We start from the raw sequence: 15897 nt of genomic DNA on the forward strand, positions 1-15897 counted from the left end.
CGGCGTCTCCGTGCCTTGATCGGGCTTCGAGCCTAGCAGCCGCCGGTAGTCCGCGCCTGTCCCGATCTGGCCTCAGATCGACTCGTCTTCGCGCTTGACCAGTGTCCAGCACGGCTTCTGCGCGAAGGTGTAGGTCTGCTGGTCGCTGCTGTCGGGCGTGCGGATCTGCACCTGCATCTGCCCATCGGCCACGGCCGTCACCTGCATCTCCCGGCCCTGCCCGGCCAGCCCGGCTGGATCGGGCATCACCGGCCATTCGACATCGGCCAATGCGAGTGGGCGTTCCACTGTGCGCGGCTCAGGCTCGGCGCCGGCATCGACGTAGCTGTCCAGCAGCGGATCGGCCGTGGCCTTTTCCTGCAGGGTGATCTCGTTGCCGAAATGCTTCAGGAAGGTATCGAACGCCGGATGGGAGCATGCCGCGGTCGCCACTGCGGGCGCGGGTTCCACCGCCGTCGCTGTGCTGGCAGGTGCCGCTGCAGGAGCCGGGGCTTCAGCAGGCGCGGGCTGTGGGGCAGGCGTGCAGGCGGACAGCGCCAGGCCAAGGGCGGGCGCCAGCAGCGCAAGGGAACGGCGGGGCTTCATGGGATCGTCCTGATTCCGATTGGGTCGCGCCATCCTATCCTGCCGCCTACAATCGCGCCTTTCCGCCTGTCCGAGATGCCCATGCGCCGCCTCCTGCTCCTGATCGGCCTGCTGCTGCCCGCCCTGTGGCCAGCCGTGGCGATGGCCATCGAGGTCCGTGAAGGCGACCTGCTGTTCGTCACTGCGGGTCATGCCGGCCTGAGCGCGGCCATCGACGATGCGACGGGAAAGCAAGGTGCGCCCAGCTTCGACCATGTCGCGCTGGTGGCGTCGGTGCCGCAGGGCTGGGAGGTGCTGCATGCCGATGAGAAGGGCTCGCGCCGGCAGACGCTGGACCAGTTCCGCGAGGATGCGCGTGGCAAACAGCGGCAGATCGTGGTCTATCGCCTGCGCGCACCGCCAGGGAATGCCATCACCGATGCAGTGGCCACCGCGCGCACGATGCTGGGCAAACCGTACAACACCACCTACGTGTTGAACGACGACAGTTACTACTGCTCGGACTTCATCGAACGCGCGTTCCGTGCGCACCATGTGTTCGCGCTGCAGCCGATGAACTTCCGCAACCCGCAGACCGGTGAGATCTCCCAGCACTGGGTAGACCTGTATCGCGGCATGGGCCTGGAGGTTCCGCAGGGCCTGCCCGGTACCAATCCCAACGACATGGCCGCAGCGGCGGTGCTGCAGCGGATCGGCGTGCTCGAATAAACGAAGCCCCGCACGGGGCGGGGCTTCGTCGGTGATGGATGGCGGCTGCCAGGGTCACTCTTCCTCGTCCTGCCCGCCCTGCTGCTGGTTCTGGTTGCGCTTCTGCTGTTCCTGCTGCTGTTGCTGCTGCTGGTCGCGGCCGCGCCCCTGCTGCTGATCCTGCTGGTTCTGCTGGCCCTGCTGTTTCTGGTTCGGGTTCTGGTTCTGCTGTGCCATGTCCGATCTCCAAATGCCACGCGCGGAATGCGGTGGACGGGGCCATCGTCGGCAGCGATTGGTTAACCATGCGTTGTCAGCGGGCTACACCGATGTGTACGCGCGTGAATGAACCGGCGGCAGCCCTTGCGGCACAAGCCACTGAAGAATTCATGCAGGTTTGGCATGTGGTCATGCCGCAGCCGCAAACGCACGCATTCAGCGTCCGGCACCCCGCAGCGCGCGCAGGGACGGCCTACGCCTATGGTCCCATTTGCAGCATGCCGGGCCGCCGCCTATCGTCGGGATGACATCACCCCGGAGATGCGCATGGCCCGCGACACCGCAGCACGCCCCACCTACGAACAGGCACTGGCCGGCTTCAGCATCGAGCACGGGCAACGGCAGCTGCACGGTGACCTGCAGGCCGGCATCAATGCCTGCGTGGAGTGCTGCGACCGCCACTGCGGCCGCAATGCGCTGGCACTGCGCTGGGTGGATGCCCACGGCGCCCTGCACCGGTACACCTTCGAGGAGCTGCGCGACGCCTCCGCGCGGGTTGCCCAGGTGCTGACCGCGCAGGGCATCGGCAGGGGCGATGTGGTGGCCGGCCTGCTGCCGCGTACACCGGATCTGCTGGCGACCATCCTCGGCACCTGGCGGGTGGGCGCGATCTACCAGCCGCTGTTCACCGCGTTCGGCCCCAAGGCCATCGAAACCCGGTTGAACACCGGACGCACCGCACTGGTGGTGACCGACAGCGCAAACCGCAGCAAGCTGGACGAGGTCGATGGCTGTCCGCAGGTCGCCACGACCCTGGCATCCGGACAGGCGCTGCGTGCCGGCGACATCGACTGGAGCGCACGCAGCGCCGATGCCACGCCCGACTTCGCGCCGGTGATGCTGCGCGGCGATGCGTTGATGGCACTGCTGTCCACCTCCGGCACCACCGGTAGTCCCAAGGGCGTGCCGGTGCCGCTGCGCGCATTGCTGGCCTTTGCCAGTTACATGCAGTTGGCCGTAGACCTGCGCGCAGACGATGTGTTCTGGAACATCGCCGATCCCGGCTGGGCCTATGGGCTGTACTACGCGGTGATCGGCCCACTGCTGCTGGGCCAGGCCACCACCTTCAGCGAAGCCGGTTTCAGCGTGCAGGGACTGAACGACATTGTCGCGCGGCTGGGTGTCACCAATCTTGCCGGCTCGCCCACAGCGTACCGGCAGATCATCGCCGCCGGCCCCGAGGCCAGCGCTGCCATCAAGGGACAGCTGCGGGTGGTGAGCAGCGCCGGCGAACCGCTGAACCCGGAGATCGCGCGCTGGTTCACTGCCCATCTGGGCACCACGGTGCTCGATCACTATGGCCAGACCGAGACCGGCATGGTGGTCAACAACCACCACGCGCTGGAGCATGCCGTGCGGCCGGGGTCATCGGGCGTTGCGATGCCCGGTTACCGCGTGGCGGTACTGGACGATGCCGGCAACGAACTGCCACCGCGCACGCCGGGCATCCTCGCCGTGGACCTGCGGCAGTCGCCGATCATGTGGTTCACCGGCTACTACGGTGCCGACACACCGGCGCTGGGTGATCGCTACTACCTCACCGGCGATTCGGTGGAATGCGAGGACGACGGCTCGATCAGTTTCATCGGTCGTTCGGACGACCTGATCACCTCGTCGGGCTATCGCATTGGTCCATTCGATGTGGAGAGCGTGCTGATGGAACACCCTGCGGTGGCGGAGACGGCGGTGATCGGCGTGCCGGATCCAGAGCGCACCGAGATCGTCAAAGCGTTCGTGGTCCTGTGCGATGGCTTCATCGCCAGCGACACGCTGGCGCAGGAACTGCAGCAGCATGTGCGGCGCCGGTTGTCCGCACATGCCTACCCGCGACAGGTGGCGTTCGTGGCGGAACTGCCGAAGACGCCCAGCGGCAAGCTGCAGCGCTTCCTGCTGCGCAAGGCGGAGATCGAGAAGCAGGCGGCGGCTGGCTGAGGGTGTCTGGGGTCGGAGCCCTTCCTTCGGAGGGATCTGGCCCCGGGATCTGACCCCACATGACCCCGTGTTTGCGCTACGGCATCACCGGCGGCACGTACGCCAGGGTCATCCCCAGCAGCCACAGCAGGCCCAGCACCAGCGGGATATGCACCAGCAGCTGGATGAAGGTGAAGCCGACGATGTCGCGGGCCTTCAGGCCGAGCACGCCCAGCAGCGGCAGCATCCAGAACGGGTTGATCAGGTTCGGCAGCGCTTCGGCCGCGTTGTAGACCTGCACCGCCCAGCCCAGGTGCGCCTTCAACTCGTTCGCGGCCTGCATCACGTACGGCGCTTCGATGATCCACTTGCCGCCACCGGACGGTACGAAGAAGCCCAGCACTGCCGAGTACACGCCCATCACCAGCGCGAACGTATCGGTGCTGGCCACGTGCACGAACAGGCTCGACAGCCGGTGCGCCAGGGTCTCGCCATCACCACCGGCGGCGTGGGTGAGGATCATCGCGATGCCGCCGTACAGCGGGAACTGGATCAGCACACCGGTGGTGCTCGGCACCGCCTTGGCCACCGCGTTGAGGAAACTGCGCGGGCGCCAGTGCAGCAGCAGGCCCAGCGAGATGAACATGAAGTTGTAGGTGTTGAGGTTGGCGATGGCGCTGACCAACGGCTTGTTGGCGAACTCGTTGAACAGCCAGCCGAAGGCCAGCAGCGAAAGCAGCACGGTCAACAACGGGCTGTATTCCAGCCACTCGCCCGGCCGGGTGCGGCGCTGCAGCGGTTCCGGTTCGGCCTGGGCGGCGCCGGGGAAATCTTCGGCGGTGCGCGCACTGCCGGCGGCCGGTGCGGTCAGCCAGGCGATCAGCAACGAGACCAGGATCAGCACCGAGGTCAGCACAATCGACTGCCACAGGAAGATGGTTTCGGTGAACGGCAGCACGCCCGTGATCTCCACCAGCCCCGGCGGCATGCTGGCCGGATTGGCCTGGAGCTGCGCCGCCGACGAACTCAGGCCCATCGCCCACACCGCGCCCAGGCCCAGATAGGCCGAGGCTCCGGCAGCACGGTAATCCATGCGCAGCTCGGTGCGGCGGGCCAGCGCGCGCACCAGCAGACCACCGAACACCAGCGAGAAGCCCCAGCTGAGCAGCGAAGCCAGCATGCTGACCAGGCCCACGTACACCACGGCGCCGCGACCGGTGCGCGGCACGCGGGCGAGGAAGTCGATGAAGCGCGCGACCACTGGCGCAGTGGCCAAGGCATAGCCACCGATGACCACGAAGGCCATCTGCATGGTGAAGGGAATCAGGCTCCAGAAGCCGTCGCCGAAGGCGCTGGCGGTGGCCTGCGGGGTCGCGCCAAAGCTGATCGCGGCCACGGCGACGATGATCACGCCGAGCACCGCGAACACATACGCATCGGGGAACCATTTTTCCGCCCAGGCGGCCGAGCGCAACGCTGCGCGCGCCATCCAGCCGTCCTGTACTGCCGCGGTCGACGCCATCACCTACCCTCCCAGGTTCGATGGCCTGATTCTGGGCGGTGGGGTGCGGGCTGTCAGCCACCTATTGGTCGTAGGTGGCGGGAGGCCCGGCGCTGTGCGCCGCCGCCCGAGCATGGGCTCGGGCGCTACAGAAGCACCGTCAGCTGTAGAGCCGAGCCCACGCTCGGCTGCGCGTCTCAGCGCAGCGCCAGATCCATGGCGGCGCTGTGCGCCGCCGCCCGAGCATAGGCTCGGGCGCTACAGGAGCACTGTCAGCTGTAGAGCCGAGCCCACGCTCGGCTGCGCGTCTCAGCGCAGCGCCAGATCCATGGCGGCGCTGTGCGCCGCCGCCCGAGCATGGGCTCGGGCGCTACAGAAGCACTGTCAGCTGTAGAGCCGAGCCCACGCTCGGCTGCGCGTCTCAACGCAGCGCCAGATCCACGGCGATACCGGCAAACAGCGCGGCACCCACCCAGTTGTTGTGCAGGAAGGCCTTGAAGCACGGCCCACGCTCGCGGTTGCGGCAGATCCAGAATTCGTACACCACCAGCAGCGTCGCCACCGCAACGCCGGCCAGGTAGTACCCGCCCAGCCCACCGCGCACGCCGACCAGCGCCATCGTGGCCAGGAACAACGCGTACAGCACGCCCTGGATGACCAGGTCCAGATCGCCAAACAGGATCGCGGTGGAGTGCGAACCCATCTTCAGGTCATCCTCGCGGTCGACCATGGCGTACCAGGTGTCGTAGGCGGTGGACCACAGGATGTTGCCGGCATACAGCAGCCAGCCCAGCATCGGCACTTCGCCCTGCACGGCGGCAAAGGCCATCGGGATGCCCCAGCCGAAGGACATGCCCAGGTAGACCTGCGGCAGATGGGTGTAGCGCTTCAGGTAGGGATAGCTGGCCGCCAGGAACACGCCGATGAAGCTCAGGGCGATGGTCAGGCCGTTCAGGGTCAACACCAGGCCGAAGGCCACCAGCATCAGCACCGCGAACAGCGCCAGCGCTGCCCGGCCGCTGATCGCGCCGGTCGCCAGCGGCCGCGCCTTGGTGCGCTCCACGTGCGGGTCGAGCCAGCGGTCGGCGTAGTCGTTGATGACGCAGCCGGCCGAGCGGGTCAGCCAGACGCCAGCGGTGAACACGAACAGGGTCCACAGCGGCGGCAGGCCGCCCGTAGCCAGCCACAAGGCCCACCAGGTGGGCCACAGCAGCAGCAACGTGCCGATCGGGCGATCGGCGCGCATCAGACTCCAGTAATGACGCCAGCGCGGCGTCGGCGCCGGATGCGGCGCGGAAAGGGGGGTATCAGCCATGGCACTAGGATACTCCTGTGCCTTCTGACCGACTTTGCCGGCGGGGGGAGATTTGTGCGGCGAAACTGGATAGAATGCCCATCCCGCACCGCCTCATTGCGTTGCGATGCCCGCCCCGGCCCTGGCCGACGGCGCGGCGGTTCCACCACGCGCTCGTAGCTCAGCCGGATAGAGTAGTGGCTTCCGAAGCCATTGGTCGGGGGTTCGAATCCCTCCGGGCGCGCCATCCTTAACTCCATGACGGGTTTGAACTGGCTGTAGATTGCCAGCGGACGCCGAAGCGAGCTTTCTGTCTCATTGCCTGAGACATCCATGGCACAGGATGAAGTTCCGCACTCGTTGTTTCTCCTACATTGGGTAGACTCACCCGAATGGGAATCGCCCTGCCAGCTCCAGACAGCCTTGGTCTCGGCCTCTATTCGTACGCCGATGCCGCGCGCTTCATTGGCGGCAAACCATCCGAGCTCAGGCGCTGGATCAAGGGATACGAAAGCCGACGTCACGGCAATGTCCAGGAACATCCGCCCCTCTGGTCGTCGCAGTGGGCTGGATCGGAAATTGATGGGATCGGCTTCCGCGACCTCATCGAACTCCGCTTCATACGCACGTTTGTTGCATGTGGCGTACCACTCAACCTGATCCGACGGACCATCGCGGAACTTCACGAGCGGCTGGGCAAGGACTATCCCTTCACCAGTACGAGCTTCAAGACCGATGGCCGGCGGATCTTCATGGAGCTTCTGGACGAAAGCGGAGACGCTGCCTTGGTTGACGTTGTGAAACGTCAGGACGTCATGCGCAAAGTCATCGCGCCATCTCTGCGCGATGGAATCGAACTGGGAATCGATGATCGCGCCGAACGATGGTTCCCCATGAAAGGTTCACGGGCAGTGGTATTCGATCCAAAGCGAAGCTTCGGTCAACCCATTCTCTCCGAATCGGGTGTTCCTACGATCGCCATCGTCGCCGCCTTGCAAGCCGAAGGCGGCGACGCGCGGCAGGCCGCCCGATTGTTTGACCTGCCTCTGGCTGCAGTGAGGAAAGCGCTGCAGTTCGAGGGTCGGGCGGTATCTTGAAGGCGCAGATCGACGAGAATCTGCCGCCTGCTCTTGCCCGGGCGATCGATGCCATTGCACGCGGTTATGATCATGAGGTGCTTCACGTAAGGGAATTCGTGAAACCAGGTACCACTGATCTGGAATTGTTCGAGGCAGCCATCCAACGCGGCATCCGCGTTCACGTCACTCAGGACCATCATCAGCGCAAACCTGTTGAACGTGACGCCATCGCACGCCTCGGTTTGACGGTCTTTGTACTTGCCAAGGGGTGGGGCACGCTCAGTCACTATGATCGCGCAGCGCGGCTGCTGGAATGGTGGCCAAAAATGATGCAGCAAGCCGAGCTCGTCCAACCCGGCGCCATGTTCCGCGTACCGCATGCGAGAGCGTCCGGCGCACGGTTGGCACAGATCAAAGCTACACGATAGGCGCATACAGAAACGCCGGGCAATGCCCGGCGTCTCCGCGACAGCGTGGAAGGGTGTAGACCTCAGTACTTCCCGTCAAACGCAAAAATCGGCTTGCGCGTCTGCCACAACCCCGCAGTGAAATCCGGGAATTCCAGTGTCTGGAAACTGTTGGCGATCGACTGCTCGCTCAACGGAGTAATCGCACTCCATGTCACTGCGTCGTAGATATCGATCGGCATCGGCGCCTTGGCCTTCAGCGCTTCCACGAACGCATGGATCACGAACCAGTCCATGCCACCATGCCCTGCACTCGCAGCAGTGTCTGCATTCTGCTTCCACAGCGGATGTTCGTACTGGTCCTGGTACGTCTTGAACTCTTCCCACTGGTGCGGCGGGCTGCGGCCTTCGATGTGGATCGAATGGTTCACGTCCATCCACAGGCCCTTGGTGCCCTGCACGCGGAAGCCCATCGAATACGGGCGCGGCAGCGAGGTGTCGTGCTGCAGCAGGATGGTCTCGCCGTTCTCGCAGGCCAGCGTGGTGGTGACGATGTCGCCGAGCTTGAACTTGACCTTGGTGCTCGGGTGGGTGGTGCCACCACTCTTGGCTACGGTGTATTCGTGCAGGCCGCGTGCCTTGGTGGCGAACGCGTTGATGTGGGTGAAGCGGTTGCCGCGGTTGATGCCGGTATACATCGCGCACGGGCCGATGCCGTGGCTGGGGTACAGCTCGCCATTGCGCTCCACCGAATGCTCGGTGCGCCAGCGTGCTTCGCTCCAGCCCTTGGGGCCGAATTCCACGCCGCTGTCGTAGGGCTGGTTCGGGTCGCCGGAGTTGAACTTCACCCCGCGCAGGTCGTGCTGATAGCCGGCCTGCAGGTGCACCAGCTCGCCGAACAGGCCCTGCCGCACCATCTGCAGCGCGGCCATCACGTCGCGGCGGTAGCAGACGTTTTCCAGCAGCATGTACGGGGTGCCGGTGGACAGCTGGGTCTTCAGCACATCCCAGTGGTCCTGCAGGGTGATGCCGGCCACCACTTCACAGCCTACGGCCACGCCGGCCTGCATCGCGGCAATCGCCATCGGTGCGTGGTATTCCCAGGGCGTAGCGATGATCACGCCGTCGATGCCCTTCTGTTCCAGCAGGCGCTTCCAGGCATTGATGTCACGGTCCTGGCCGTAGGTCTTCGGCGCGGGCTTGCCCGCCTTGCTCACCATCTCCACCGCGCGACCGAGCATGATCGGCTCGATATCGCACAGGGCAACGACTTCCACGTCGTCGCGGCGCACCAGTTCCTTCAGCAGCACCAGGCCACGCATGCCGGTGCCGATCACGGCCAGGCGTACCTTGCGGCCACGTGCCCATGCCGGGGTCTGCGGCAGCAGGCTGCTGGCGGCGACAGCGGCACTGGCCGCGATGAATTCCCTACGCTTCATGGCAAACACTCTCCTCTTGAAGGCGCGCCAGCCTTGGCCGGCGCGCCTGGTCACGCAAACGGAATTACTTGAACCGGTAGCCGATGGTCACACTGTAACCACGACCGAAGATGGTGGCGTAGTCACTGGAGTCACCCAGGAAGCTGTTCGGATCGTAGAACGGCAGGCGGTTGAACAGGTTCTTGACGGTGAAACTCAGGTTCCAGGCATCATCCGGGCGCCAGGTGACGCTCATGTTGGCCGTCCACCACGACGGTGCACCATCGCACTTGCTCTTCTGCAGTGCCAGGTAGCCGCCGGTACAGGTTTCCTTGTTGTTGCTCACTTCGTCGACCTGGTCGGTGGCCCACTTGGTGCCGCCCACGTAGTTGACGAACATGCTGGTGGTGACCTGCTTGTAGGTCCAGTCGGCATTCAGCGTCGCGCGCAGGCGTGGGTTGTTGTAGTAGCCCACCACGTCGCCGTAGTACCAGCCGTTCTGTTCGTCCATGTAGAAGCGGTTGCGGTTGGCGATGGTCGCGGCCAGGCCGATGTTCAGCCCGCCCCATTCACCCAGCGAGAAGCGGCTGCGCGCGTCGATGTCGAAGCCATCGATCAGGGTCTTGCCGCGGTTCTTGTACTGGCCCACCACGCTGGCCACGTTGCCGGCCGAGTAGCCCGGCAGCGTTCCCGGGCAGCTCACACCGCTGGCCGGGTCGGCGCACATCGCCGCCAGCTGCGCCAGGTTGGCGCGGTCGCTGTCGGTGATCGGCGAGCGCGACGAGGAGATGATGTCTTCAGCGCGGCGGTAGTCCGGGGCAACGATTTCGTTGTCGCGGTAGATGAACCAGTAATCGGCCGACACCGACAGCCAGCTGGCCGGCTCGTAGACGAAGCCCAGCGTGGCGATCTTCGCCTTCTCCGGCTTCAGGTTCTGGTTCGGCTGGGTCATGCGTGCCACGGTGCGGCTGCAGTCCACGTTGAGCAGGCTCTTGCCCAGGTCGACATCACCGCCGCGCTGCGACTTCAGCAGCAGGTTGGCGATGGCGTTGGTCTCGGCGCAGCGCAGTTCATCGCGGTAGCCGCCCAGCTGCGCGTACACGCCGCCGTTACCGGACTCGGCCAGGCTGGGGGCGCGGAAGCCGGTGGAATAGGTGCCACGCAGCATCAGCTGGTCGAACGCCTGGTACTTGAAGCCGATCTTCGGCGCGACGTTGGCGCTGAAGTTCGGATACTTGTCCACGCGCACCGCAGCATCCAGTTCCAGCTTCTCGGTGATCGGCGCCACCGTTTCGGCGAACAGTGCATAGGTGTTGCGCGCGCCATCGAACCACGAGCCACCCTGCTGGGTGATCAGGCCGGCGGCCGCGTCGGCGTTGCCGGGGGTATAGAAGGTTTCGCGGCTGGCGTTGAAGCCGAACGCGGCGCGCATGTCACCGGCCGGCAGCTTGAACAGCGGGCCTTCGATCTTGCCGTCCAGGGTATGCAGGCGCGTCCACGACTGGATGTCGAAGGTCGGGAACGCTTCGCGGATCAGTGCGCCGTTGGCCTCGCTGATCTCACCGAACTTGTACGCCGGATGATCGGAAATGATCACCCGGCCCGTGCCCGGGTCGATGCTGTACGGACCGAAGGCCTTCTCGAAGCCCTTCACGTTGACGTTGATCGTCTGGTAAGTGGTCGAGTGCGTGCCGGCGGTAGCGAACGCGGTTTCCCAGTTCCAGTCACCGACGTTGCCACGCGCGCCGGTCAGCACGCGGTAGCTCTTGTCGGTGTTGCGCTGGCCGAAGTAGTTGGCGCCCGCGTCCTGCAGCAGGTACTGCAGGCCGACCACGCCACCCATCATGGCCTTCAGCTCGGGGCTGGCGTGGTTGTACTCGTTGTTCGGGCCCAGGAACGGATACAGGAACTGGTTGACGTTGTTGCCGGTATCGCGCGAGAACCAGCTGGTCGGGTTTCCGGTAGTGGTGCCGTAGCTGCGCGGCGTACCGCCGTTGGCACGCAGGTCGATATCGGTATAGGTGGCCTCGGCGAAGATCTCGGTGCTGTCGCCCACCAGGAAGGTGCCGTTGAGGTAGGCGGTGTTGCGCTCGGATTTGGCGCCGGCGTCGATCTCGTTGTTCATCCAGGTTTCCCAGACGCAACGCGGGCCGGCCGCTTCACTGGTCAGCACGTTCTTGCAGCCCGGTGCGGCTTCCTGCACGCGGCGGCCGGTCACCGGATCGAACGCGAAATAGCTGCCCGGGTTGAATTCACCCGGCTTGCTGCCCACGCCCAGGCGCAGGTTGTTCAGGTAGTTGGGGTTGTTGACGTAGTACTGGTCCGGGCGCTTGTCATAGAAGTCGGCCAGCGGAATCGCGTCGCGACGGTACATGTTCACCGCGCCGTAGATGTTGAAGCGGTTCTCGGCAAGGTCACCGAAGCCGGCGGTGATGCTGGCCTGGCGCTCGCCGTAGGAATCGATACGCGAGGAGGTGTCGTTGGTGAAGCTGATTTCCGCGCCCTGGAAGTTGCGCTTGGTGATCACGTTGATCACGCCGGCCACTGCGTCGGTGCCGTACACGGCCGAGGCGCCGTCGGTCAGCACTTCCATGCGTTCGATGGCGGCGGCGGGAATCGCATCGATGTTGACGAACTGGGTCTGGAAGCCGGCTGGCGCGCCGTAGTACGACAGGCGACGGCCATTCAACAGCACCAGCGTGCCCTGTGCGCCGAGGCCGCGCAGGTTGGCCTGCGATGCACCGTCCGAGCCGGTGAACAGCGAGCGCGAATCCTGCTGCGCTGGCCGCGCGGCCGGCAGGTTGTCGAGCACCTGCAGCAGCGTGCGCGCACCCATGTTCTGGATGTCCTGCTTGCTGATCACCTGCACCGGCGAGGCGGTTTCAACGTCGGTGCGGCGGATGTTGGAGCCGGTGACCTCGATGCGGGCCAGGTCGGTGGCCTTGTCCTTGCTCTCCTGGGCGAAGGCAGGAACGGCGACCGACAGCAGCACGCCGGCGATGGCCAGCGACAGCGGTGCAATCGAACGACAGGGGGGGCGGTGGTGGCGGGCGGGCAACATCGGGGTTCTCTCCTGGCAGGGGTGCGGCGCGAATGGTGGATCGGCGGGCAAAACGCTCCCGGGCCACGGCCCCCACAATCGTGGTGAAGCCGTAGTCGGAATGGGCGGGGGAGGAGCGGTGTTACGTGGCGGTCATGGGGCGACGATGCTGGCGGAGTCGCCCTCCTGGCCGATCAGCACGGCGTTGGCCCAGTTGGCACAGACCTGGGCGGGTTGGCTGCCCTGCGCACCCAGCGTGCGCAGGCTCAGGGTGGAAAGGCCACGGATATCCAGCTCCGGCTTGACCACACCGGGCGCCTTCACCAGGCCGCTGTCGTACAGCAGGTGGTTGTCACCCCAGACCTGGAACTGCAGGCCGCCGGCCGTGCGGCAGGCGTCGTCGATGCCGAGGTCGGCACGCAGCAGCCGCCAGCCCCCCTGCAAGCGCAGGTCGATGCGGCTGTTGGCGGCCACGCCGAGGCCACGGCGGAACTGCAGGCCGTTCATGCGCATGCCGGCGTCACCCGTGAACGCCTTGTCGGCGCGCACCTGGCTGGCCAGCGCGGCCGGCACCGGCAGCTCGGAGAGATAGCGCTGCCGGGCCGGTCGCTCCGGTTCCTGGTGTTCGAGGATGTGGAAGGTGGACAGGGCAATCGGGCCGACGTCGCGCGGTTGCAGCGCATCGAAGGCACGCGCACTGCCCTGCGCGGCAGTCACCATCGGATCGGTACTGCTGGCGCCATCACCTTCGGGGTTCTGCACGCTCAGCACGCGGAAGCGCAGCAGGCGGCCGGCGTGGGCCGGGAAGTCGATGCGCTGCACGCCTTCCTTCAGCTGCAGGTGGCCGCGGGCGATGGGCTCGCCCCACTCGCCATTGCTGTCACCCAGGTACACCTCGTAGTCGCGCACCTGGCCGTGCTTCCAGTTCTTGTCATTGCGCGGTGCGATGTCGATGCCATCGATCATCCTGCGTTCGCCGAAGCCGATCACCCACTCGTGGGCACCGGTGCGCACGGCTTGGTTGCGCACGCTACGGAACCACGTGGCCGGATCATCATCGAAGGCATTTTCCAGCGCATGGCCGGGTTCTTCGGCCGGGCGGTTGACCACCAGCAGGCTGTCGGCCGGCAGTTCGCGGCCCAGCACCGGTGCGGCCGGGTAGGCATCGTCGGCGGCCGCGGCGGCGACGGCGAAGTCCAGCTGCAGCTGCAGCGGCTGGCGGATGTCCTGCGCAGCAGTGCGCACATGCACGGTGCCGCGACGCTCCTTGGCGTCGAAGTACCAGCCTTCGTTGGCGCTGTTGAACGCGGTCGCGTCGGCCAGCGCAGGCAGCGTACGGCCAGCGGCCTGCACCGCGCGCGGCGCCTGCCGGCTGAGCACGCGCAGGCCATAGCGGCGCTGCGCCAGCTGGCCGTTGTACTGGCCCTGCACCGCATCGATCTGCACCTGCACCGGGCCACTGCCCTGCGCCGGCGCCTGCACGGTGATCTTCTGCGTGCTCGACTCACCCTGCTGGTAGCGGCGGGTGTTGCCATCGTCTTCGTACAGCGTGTACTGCGACTCTCCCTGCGGGTACAGGTCGAAGGTCACTTCATCGAGGGGTTTTTCGCCGTCGAACAGCATCGACGGGTACATCGGCAGGATTGCACCGGCACGCACGAACACCGGCAGCGTGGCGAGGTCCACCTGGCGGTCCAGCTGGCGACCATCTGCGCCGGCCTGCACGCGGCGGCCATCCCAGTAGTCGATCCAGCCGCCGGCGGGCAGGTGGATGTCGCGGCGCCAGCCACGGCTGGCAGCCTGGCTGCGGTACACCGGCGCGACCAGCAGGTCGCGGCCGAGCAGGAACTGGTACTTGTAGGTTTCATCCTGCGCATGCGGATCGCGCGGGTTGTCCCACATCAGGCCACGCACCGGCGGTGCACCGGTCTGCGCGGCCTCGTGCACCAGCCCGTACATGTACGGGGTCAGGCGCATCTTCAACTTCAGGTAATCGCGGTTGATGCTGCGGTAGGGCTCGTCGTACCACCACGGGTGCTTGCGCGCGTTCGACGACCAGCCGCTCATGCCCATCAGCACGGGAGTGAACGCCTTCCACTGCAGGTCGCGGGTGAAGGTCTCGGCGCTGCCGCCGAAGATCGCGTCCACATCGCCGCTGGCGTAGGCCATGCCGGACAGGCCCGACCCGACCAGGGTCGGCACATGCCAGCGAATGTAGTCCCAGCTGCTGCTCTGGTCGCCGGTCCAGGCCACGGCATAGCGCTGGATGCCGGCCCAACCCATCACCGTCCACAGGAACGGGCGCGAATCGGAATTGTCGAGGATGCCGTTGAATGCCTGGCGGTTGGCATCAATCGCGAACTGGTAACCCTTGCCGGTCCAGGCCACGTCCAGCTTCTGCACGCGGCTGCCGGCCTTGCCCACTTCCCAGGCGATCTTGTCGACGCCGTTCTCGGTCCACAGGCCGGTGCGGAAACCATACCCGGCCAGGCCCTTCACGGTTTCCGGCAACTGCTTGTAGCCGCAGCCGTAGCCATCGTTGGGCAGGATCCAGCCGCCGGGCATGTCGTTGGCGCGGTACTGCTTGGCCACGCTGTTGATCACGTCGGGGGTGGTGCCGGTCGGACCGTCGCTCCAGCCTTCGGGCACGGTACCGGGCTTCTTGCTGTTGTCGCCGTCGTTGTAGCAATCGGCATCGCCGTAGGACAGCGCCCAGCGCGCGACCATGTTCGGGCGGCCGGTCAGCTGGGTGTAGCGCTCGATCAGCTTCGGCAGATCGGCGCCAACGAAGTAGTAGGCATCAAAGCGGTCTTCGCGATGCAGCAGGGTGGCCTGGTCGCTCTGGCGCAGGTCGTAGCTGCCGTCGCTCCATGTGTTGCGCAGCATGCCCCAGCCGCGGCTGCTCAGCAGCATCGGCGCCGGGCTCGGGCGATCGCCCTCTTCCCAGCCACCGGAGTACGAGACTTCCAGCTCGCGGCCCTTGAACTGATAGCGGCCGTTCTGCTGGCCACCACCGTAATAGCCTTCATCGGCCTGCGAGGACAGCACCTGCACACTCTGCGTGGCATCCAGGTCCAGCGGCTGCAGTTCCTGCCACAGCGCGGTGGGCTGGCCGTTGTCCAGGCGTTCCAGGCGCAGGCGCAGCGGCTGCCGCTGTACATGCAGTACCAGTGCGTCGGTACGCACGCGGATTTCCTGCGCGTCTTCTTCCAGTTGCGCCTGCACGTTGGCCTTGGGCTGCGGCAGTACGATCGGTGCGGCCTTGTCGCCGGCGCCGGTCAGCGTGCCGTTGCGGCCGGCCTGCACGCGGATGATGTCGGCGGCCGGCAGTTCGATGCGGATGCGCGTGCCGTTGTCGGTCTGCAGGTCCCAGCCACTTACACCGTCGCTGCCGGCACTGGCGCTGACCGAGCGCAGGTTGCCGACCGGTGCGGCCTGGGCCGACAGGGACGCCGACAGCAATGCCGGCAACAGGGCCAGCAGCAGCGGCGAGCGACGAACGCAGATTTCCACACGGACTCCCAACCCGTTCACCGGGGATTTCGAAAGCGGTTGGGCCGACTCTAGGGCAGCGATTCGAAAGATGTCAACAAATTGAAAGGAAAAAGGAAGATATATTTATATGAAACGAAAGTTGTTGCGTTGCAATACTTTGTGTAAGCGCTTGCAGCCCCCTGTTAAGCATTGTGCGATACG

At 65.8% G+C, this 15897-nt stretch carries 11 protein-coding genes and 1 tRNA gene; 5 read left to right on the forward strand and 7 right to left on the reverse strand.

Translation table 11 applies throughout. The features are described from left to right. Nucleotides 1-72 precede the first annotated feature (72 nt). Complete coding sequence (locus AC13GI_RS06700; protein WP_482995865.1) at nt 73-585, reverse strand: hypothetical protein; 513 nt, start codon at nt 583-585, stop codon at nt 73-75. 81 nt (nt 586-666) lie between these two features. Between AC13GI_RS06700 and AC13GI_RS06705 the strand changes: the two genes are divergently transcribed. Continuing rightward, nucleotides 667-1293 carry a YiiX/YebB-like N1pC/P60 family cysteine hydrolase gene (locus tag AC13GI_RS06705; protein ID WP_482995866.1) on the forward strand — a complete coding sequence of 209 codons (627 nt, stop codon included), beginning with the start codon at nt 667-669 and terminating at the stop codon, nt 1291-1293. 54 nt (nt 1294-1347) lie between these two features. On the opposite strand, the gene AC13GI_RS06710 is transcribed toward AC13GI_RS06705, so the two are convergent. Further along, entirely contained in the window at nt 1348-1509 is a 162-nt protein-coding gene (locus tag AC13GI_RS06710; RefSeq protein ID WP_164745118.1) for a hypothetical protein, read from the reverse strand. Between the two features lie 309 nt (nt 1510-1818). Between AC13GI_RS06710 and AC13GI_RS06715 the strand changes: the two genes are divergently transcribed. Beyond that, nucleotides 1819-3483, forward strand: coding sequence for an AMP-binding protein (locus AC13GI_RS06715; RefSeq protein WP_482995867.1), 1665 nt, complete (start codon nt 1819-1821; stop codon nt 3481-3483). Nucleotides 3484-3559: 76 nt separating this feature from the next. On the opposite strand, the gene AC13GI_RS06720 is transcribed toward AC13GI_RS06715, so the two are convergent. Both AC13GI_RS06720 and ubiA read right to left on the reverse strand, forming a co-directional pair. Next, nucleotides 3560-4984, reverse strand: coding sequence for a short-chain fatty acid transporter (locus tag AC13GI_RS06720; protein WP_482995868.1), 1425 nt, complete (start codon nt 4982-4984; stop codon nt 3560-3562). Between the two features lie 400 nt (nt 4985-5384). Beyond that, on the reverse strand, nt 5385-6278 hold the full coding sequence (gene ubiA / locus AC13GI_RS06725) for a 4-hydroxybenzoate octaprenyltransferase (protein WP_482995869.1): 894 nt from the start codon (nt 6276-6278) through the stop codon (nt 5385-5387). Between the two features lie 149 nt (nt 6279-6427). Here ubiA and AC13GI_RS06730 point away from each other — a divergent pair. The 3 genes from AC13GI_RS06730 to AC13GI_RS06740 all read left to right on the forward strand — a co-directional run bounded on the left by AC13GI_RS06730 (nt 6428) and on the right by AC13GI_RS06740 (nt 7764). Further along, nucleotides 6428-6504, forward strand: a tRNA-Arg gene (locus AC13GI_RS06730). Between the two features lie 145 nt (nt 6505-6649). Beyond that, a complete protein-coding gene (locus AC13GI_RS06735; RefSeq protein ID WP_482995870.1) occupies nt 6650-7354 on the forward strand; it encodes a DUF433 domain-containing protein in 705 nt (234 codons plus the stop codon). Then, entirely contained in the window at nt 7351-7764 is a 414-nt protein-coding gene (locus AC13GI_RS06740; RefSeq protein WP_380654499.1) for a DUF5615 family PIN-like protein, read from the forward strand. The genes AC13GI_RS06735 and AC13GI_RS06740 overlap by 4 nt, the downstream gene beginning before the upstream one ends. A 62-nt stretch (nt 7765-7826) precedes the next feature. Here the strand turns inward: AC13GI_RS06740 and AC13GI_RS06745 are convergent, their stop codons facing one another. The 3 genes from AC13GI_RS06745 to AC13GI_RS06755 all read right to left on the reverse strand — a co-directional run bounded on the left by AC13GI_RS06745 (nt 7827) and on the right by AC13GI_RS06755 (nt 15714). Next, a complete protein-coding gene (locus AC13GI_RS06745) occupies nt 7827-9182 on the reverse strand; it encodes a Gfo/Idh/MocA family protein (RefSeq protein ID WP_482995871.1) in 1356 nt (451 codons plus the stop codon). A 64-nt stretch (nt 9183-9246) separates the two neighbouring features. Next, nucleotides 9247-12222 carry a TonB-dependent receptor domain-containing protein gene (locus AC13GI_RS06750; protein WP_482995872.1) on the reverse strand — a complete coding sequence of 992 codons (2976 nt, stop codon included), beginning with the start codon at nt 12220-12222 and terminating at the stop codon, nt 9247-9249. Between the two features lie 132 nt (nt 12223-12354). Beyond that, a complete protein-coding gene (locus tag AC13GI_RS06755; RefSeq protein ID WP_482995974.1) occupies nt 12355-15714 on the reverse strand; it encodes a TIM-barrel domain-containing protein in 3360 nt (1119 codons plus the stop codon). Nucleotides 15715-15897 lie beyond the last annotated feature (183 nt).

This window comes from Stenotrophomonas sp. 82F1, from assembly GCF_056861525.1.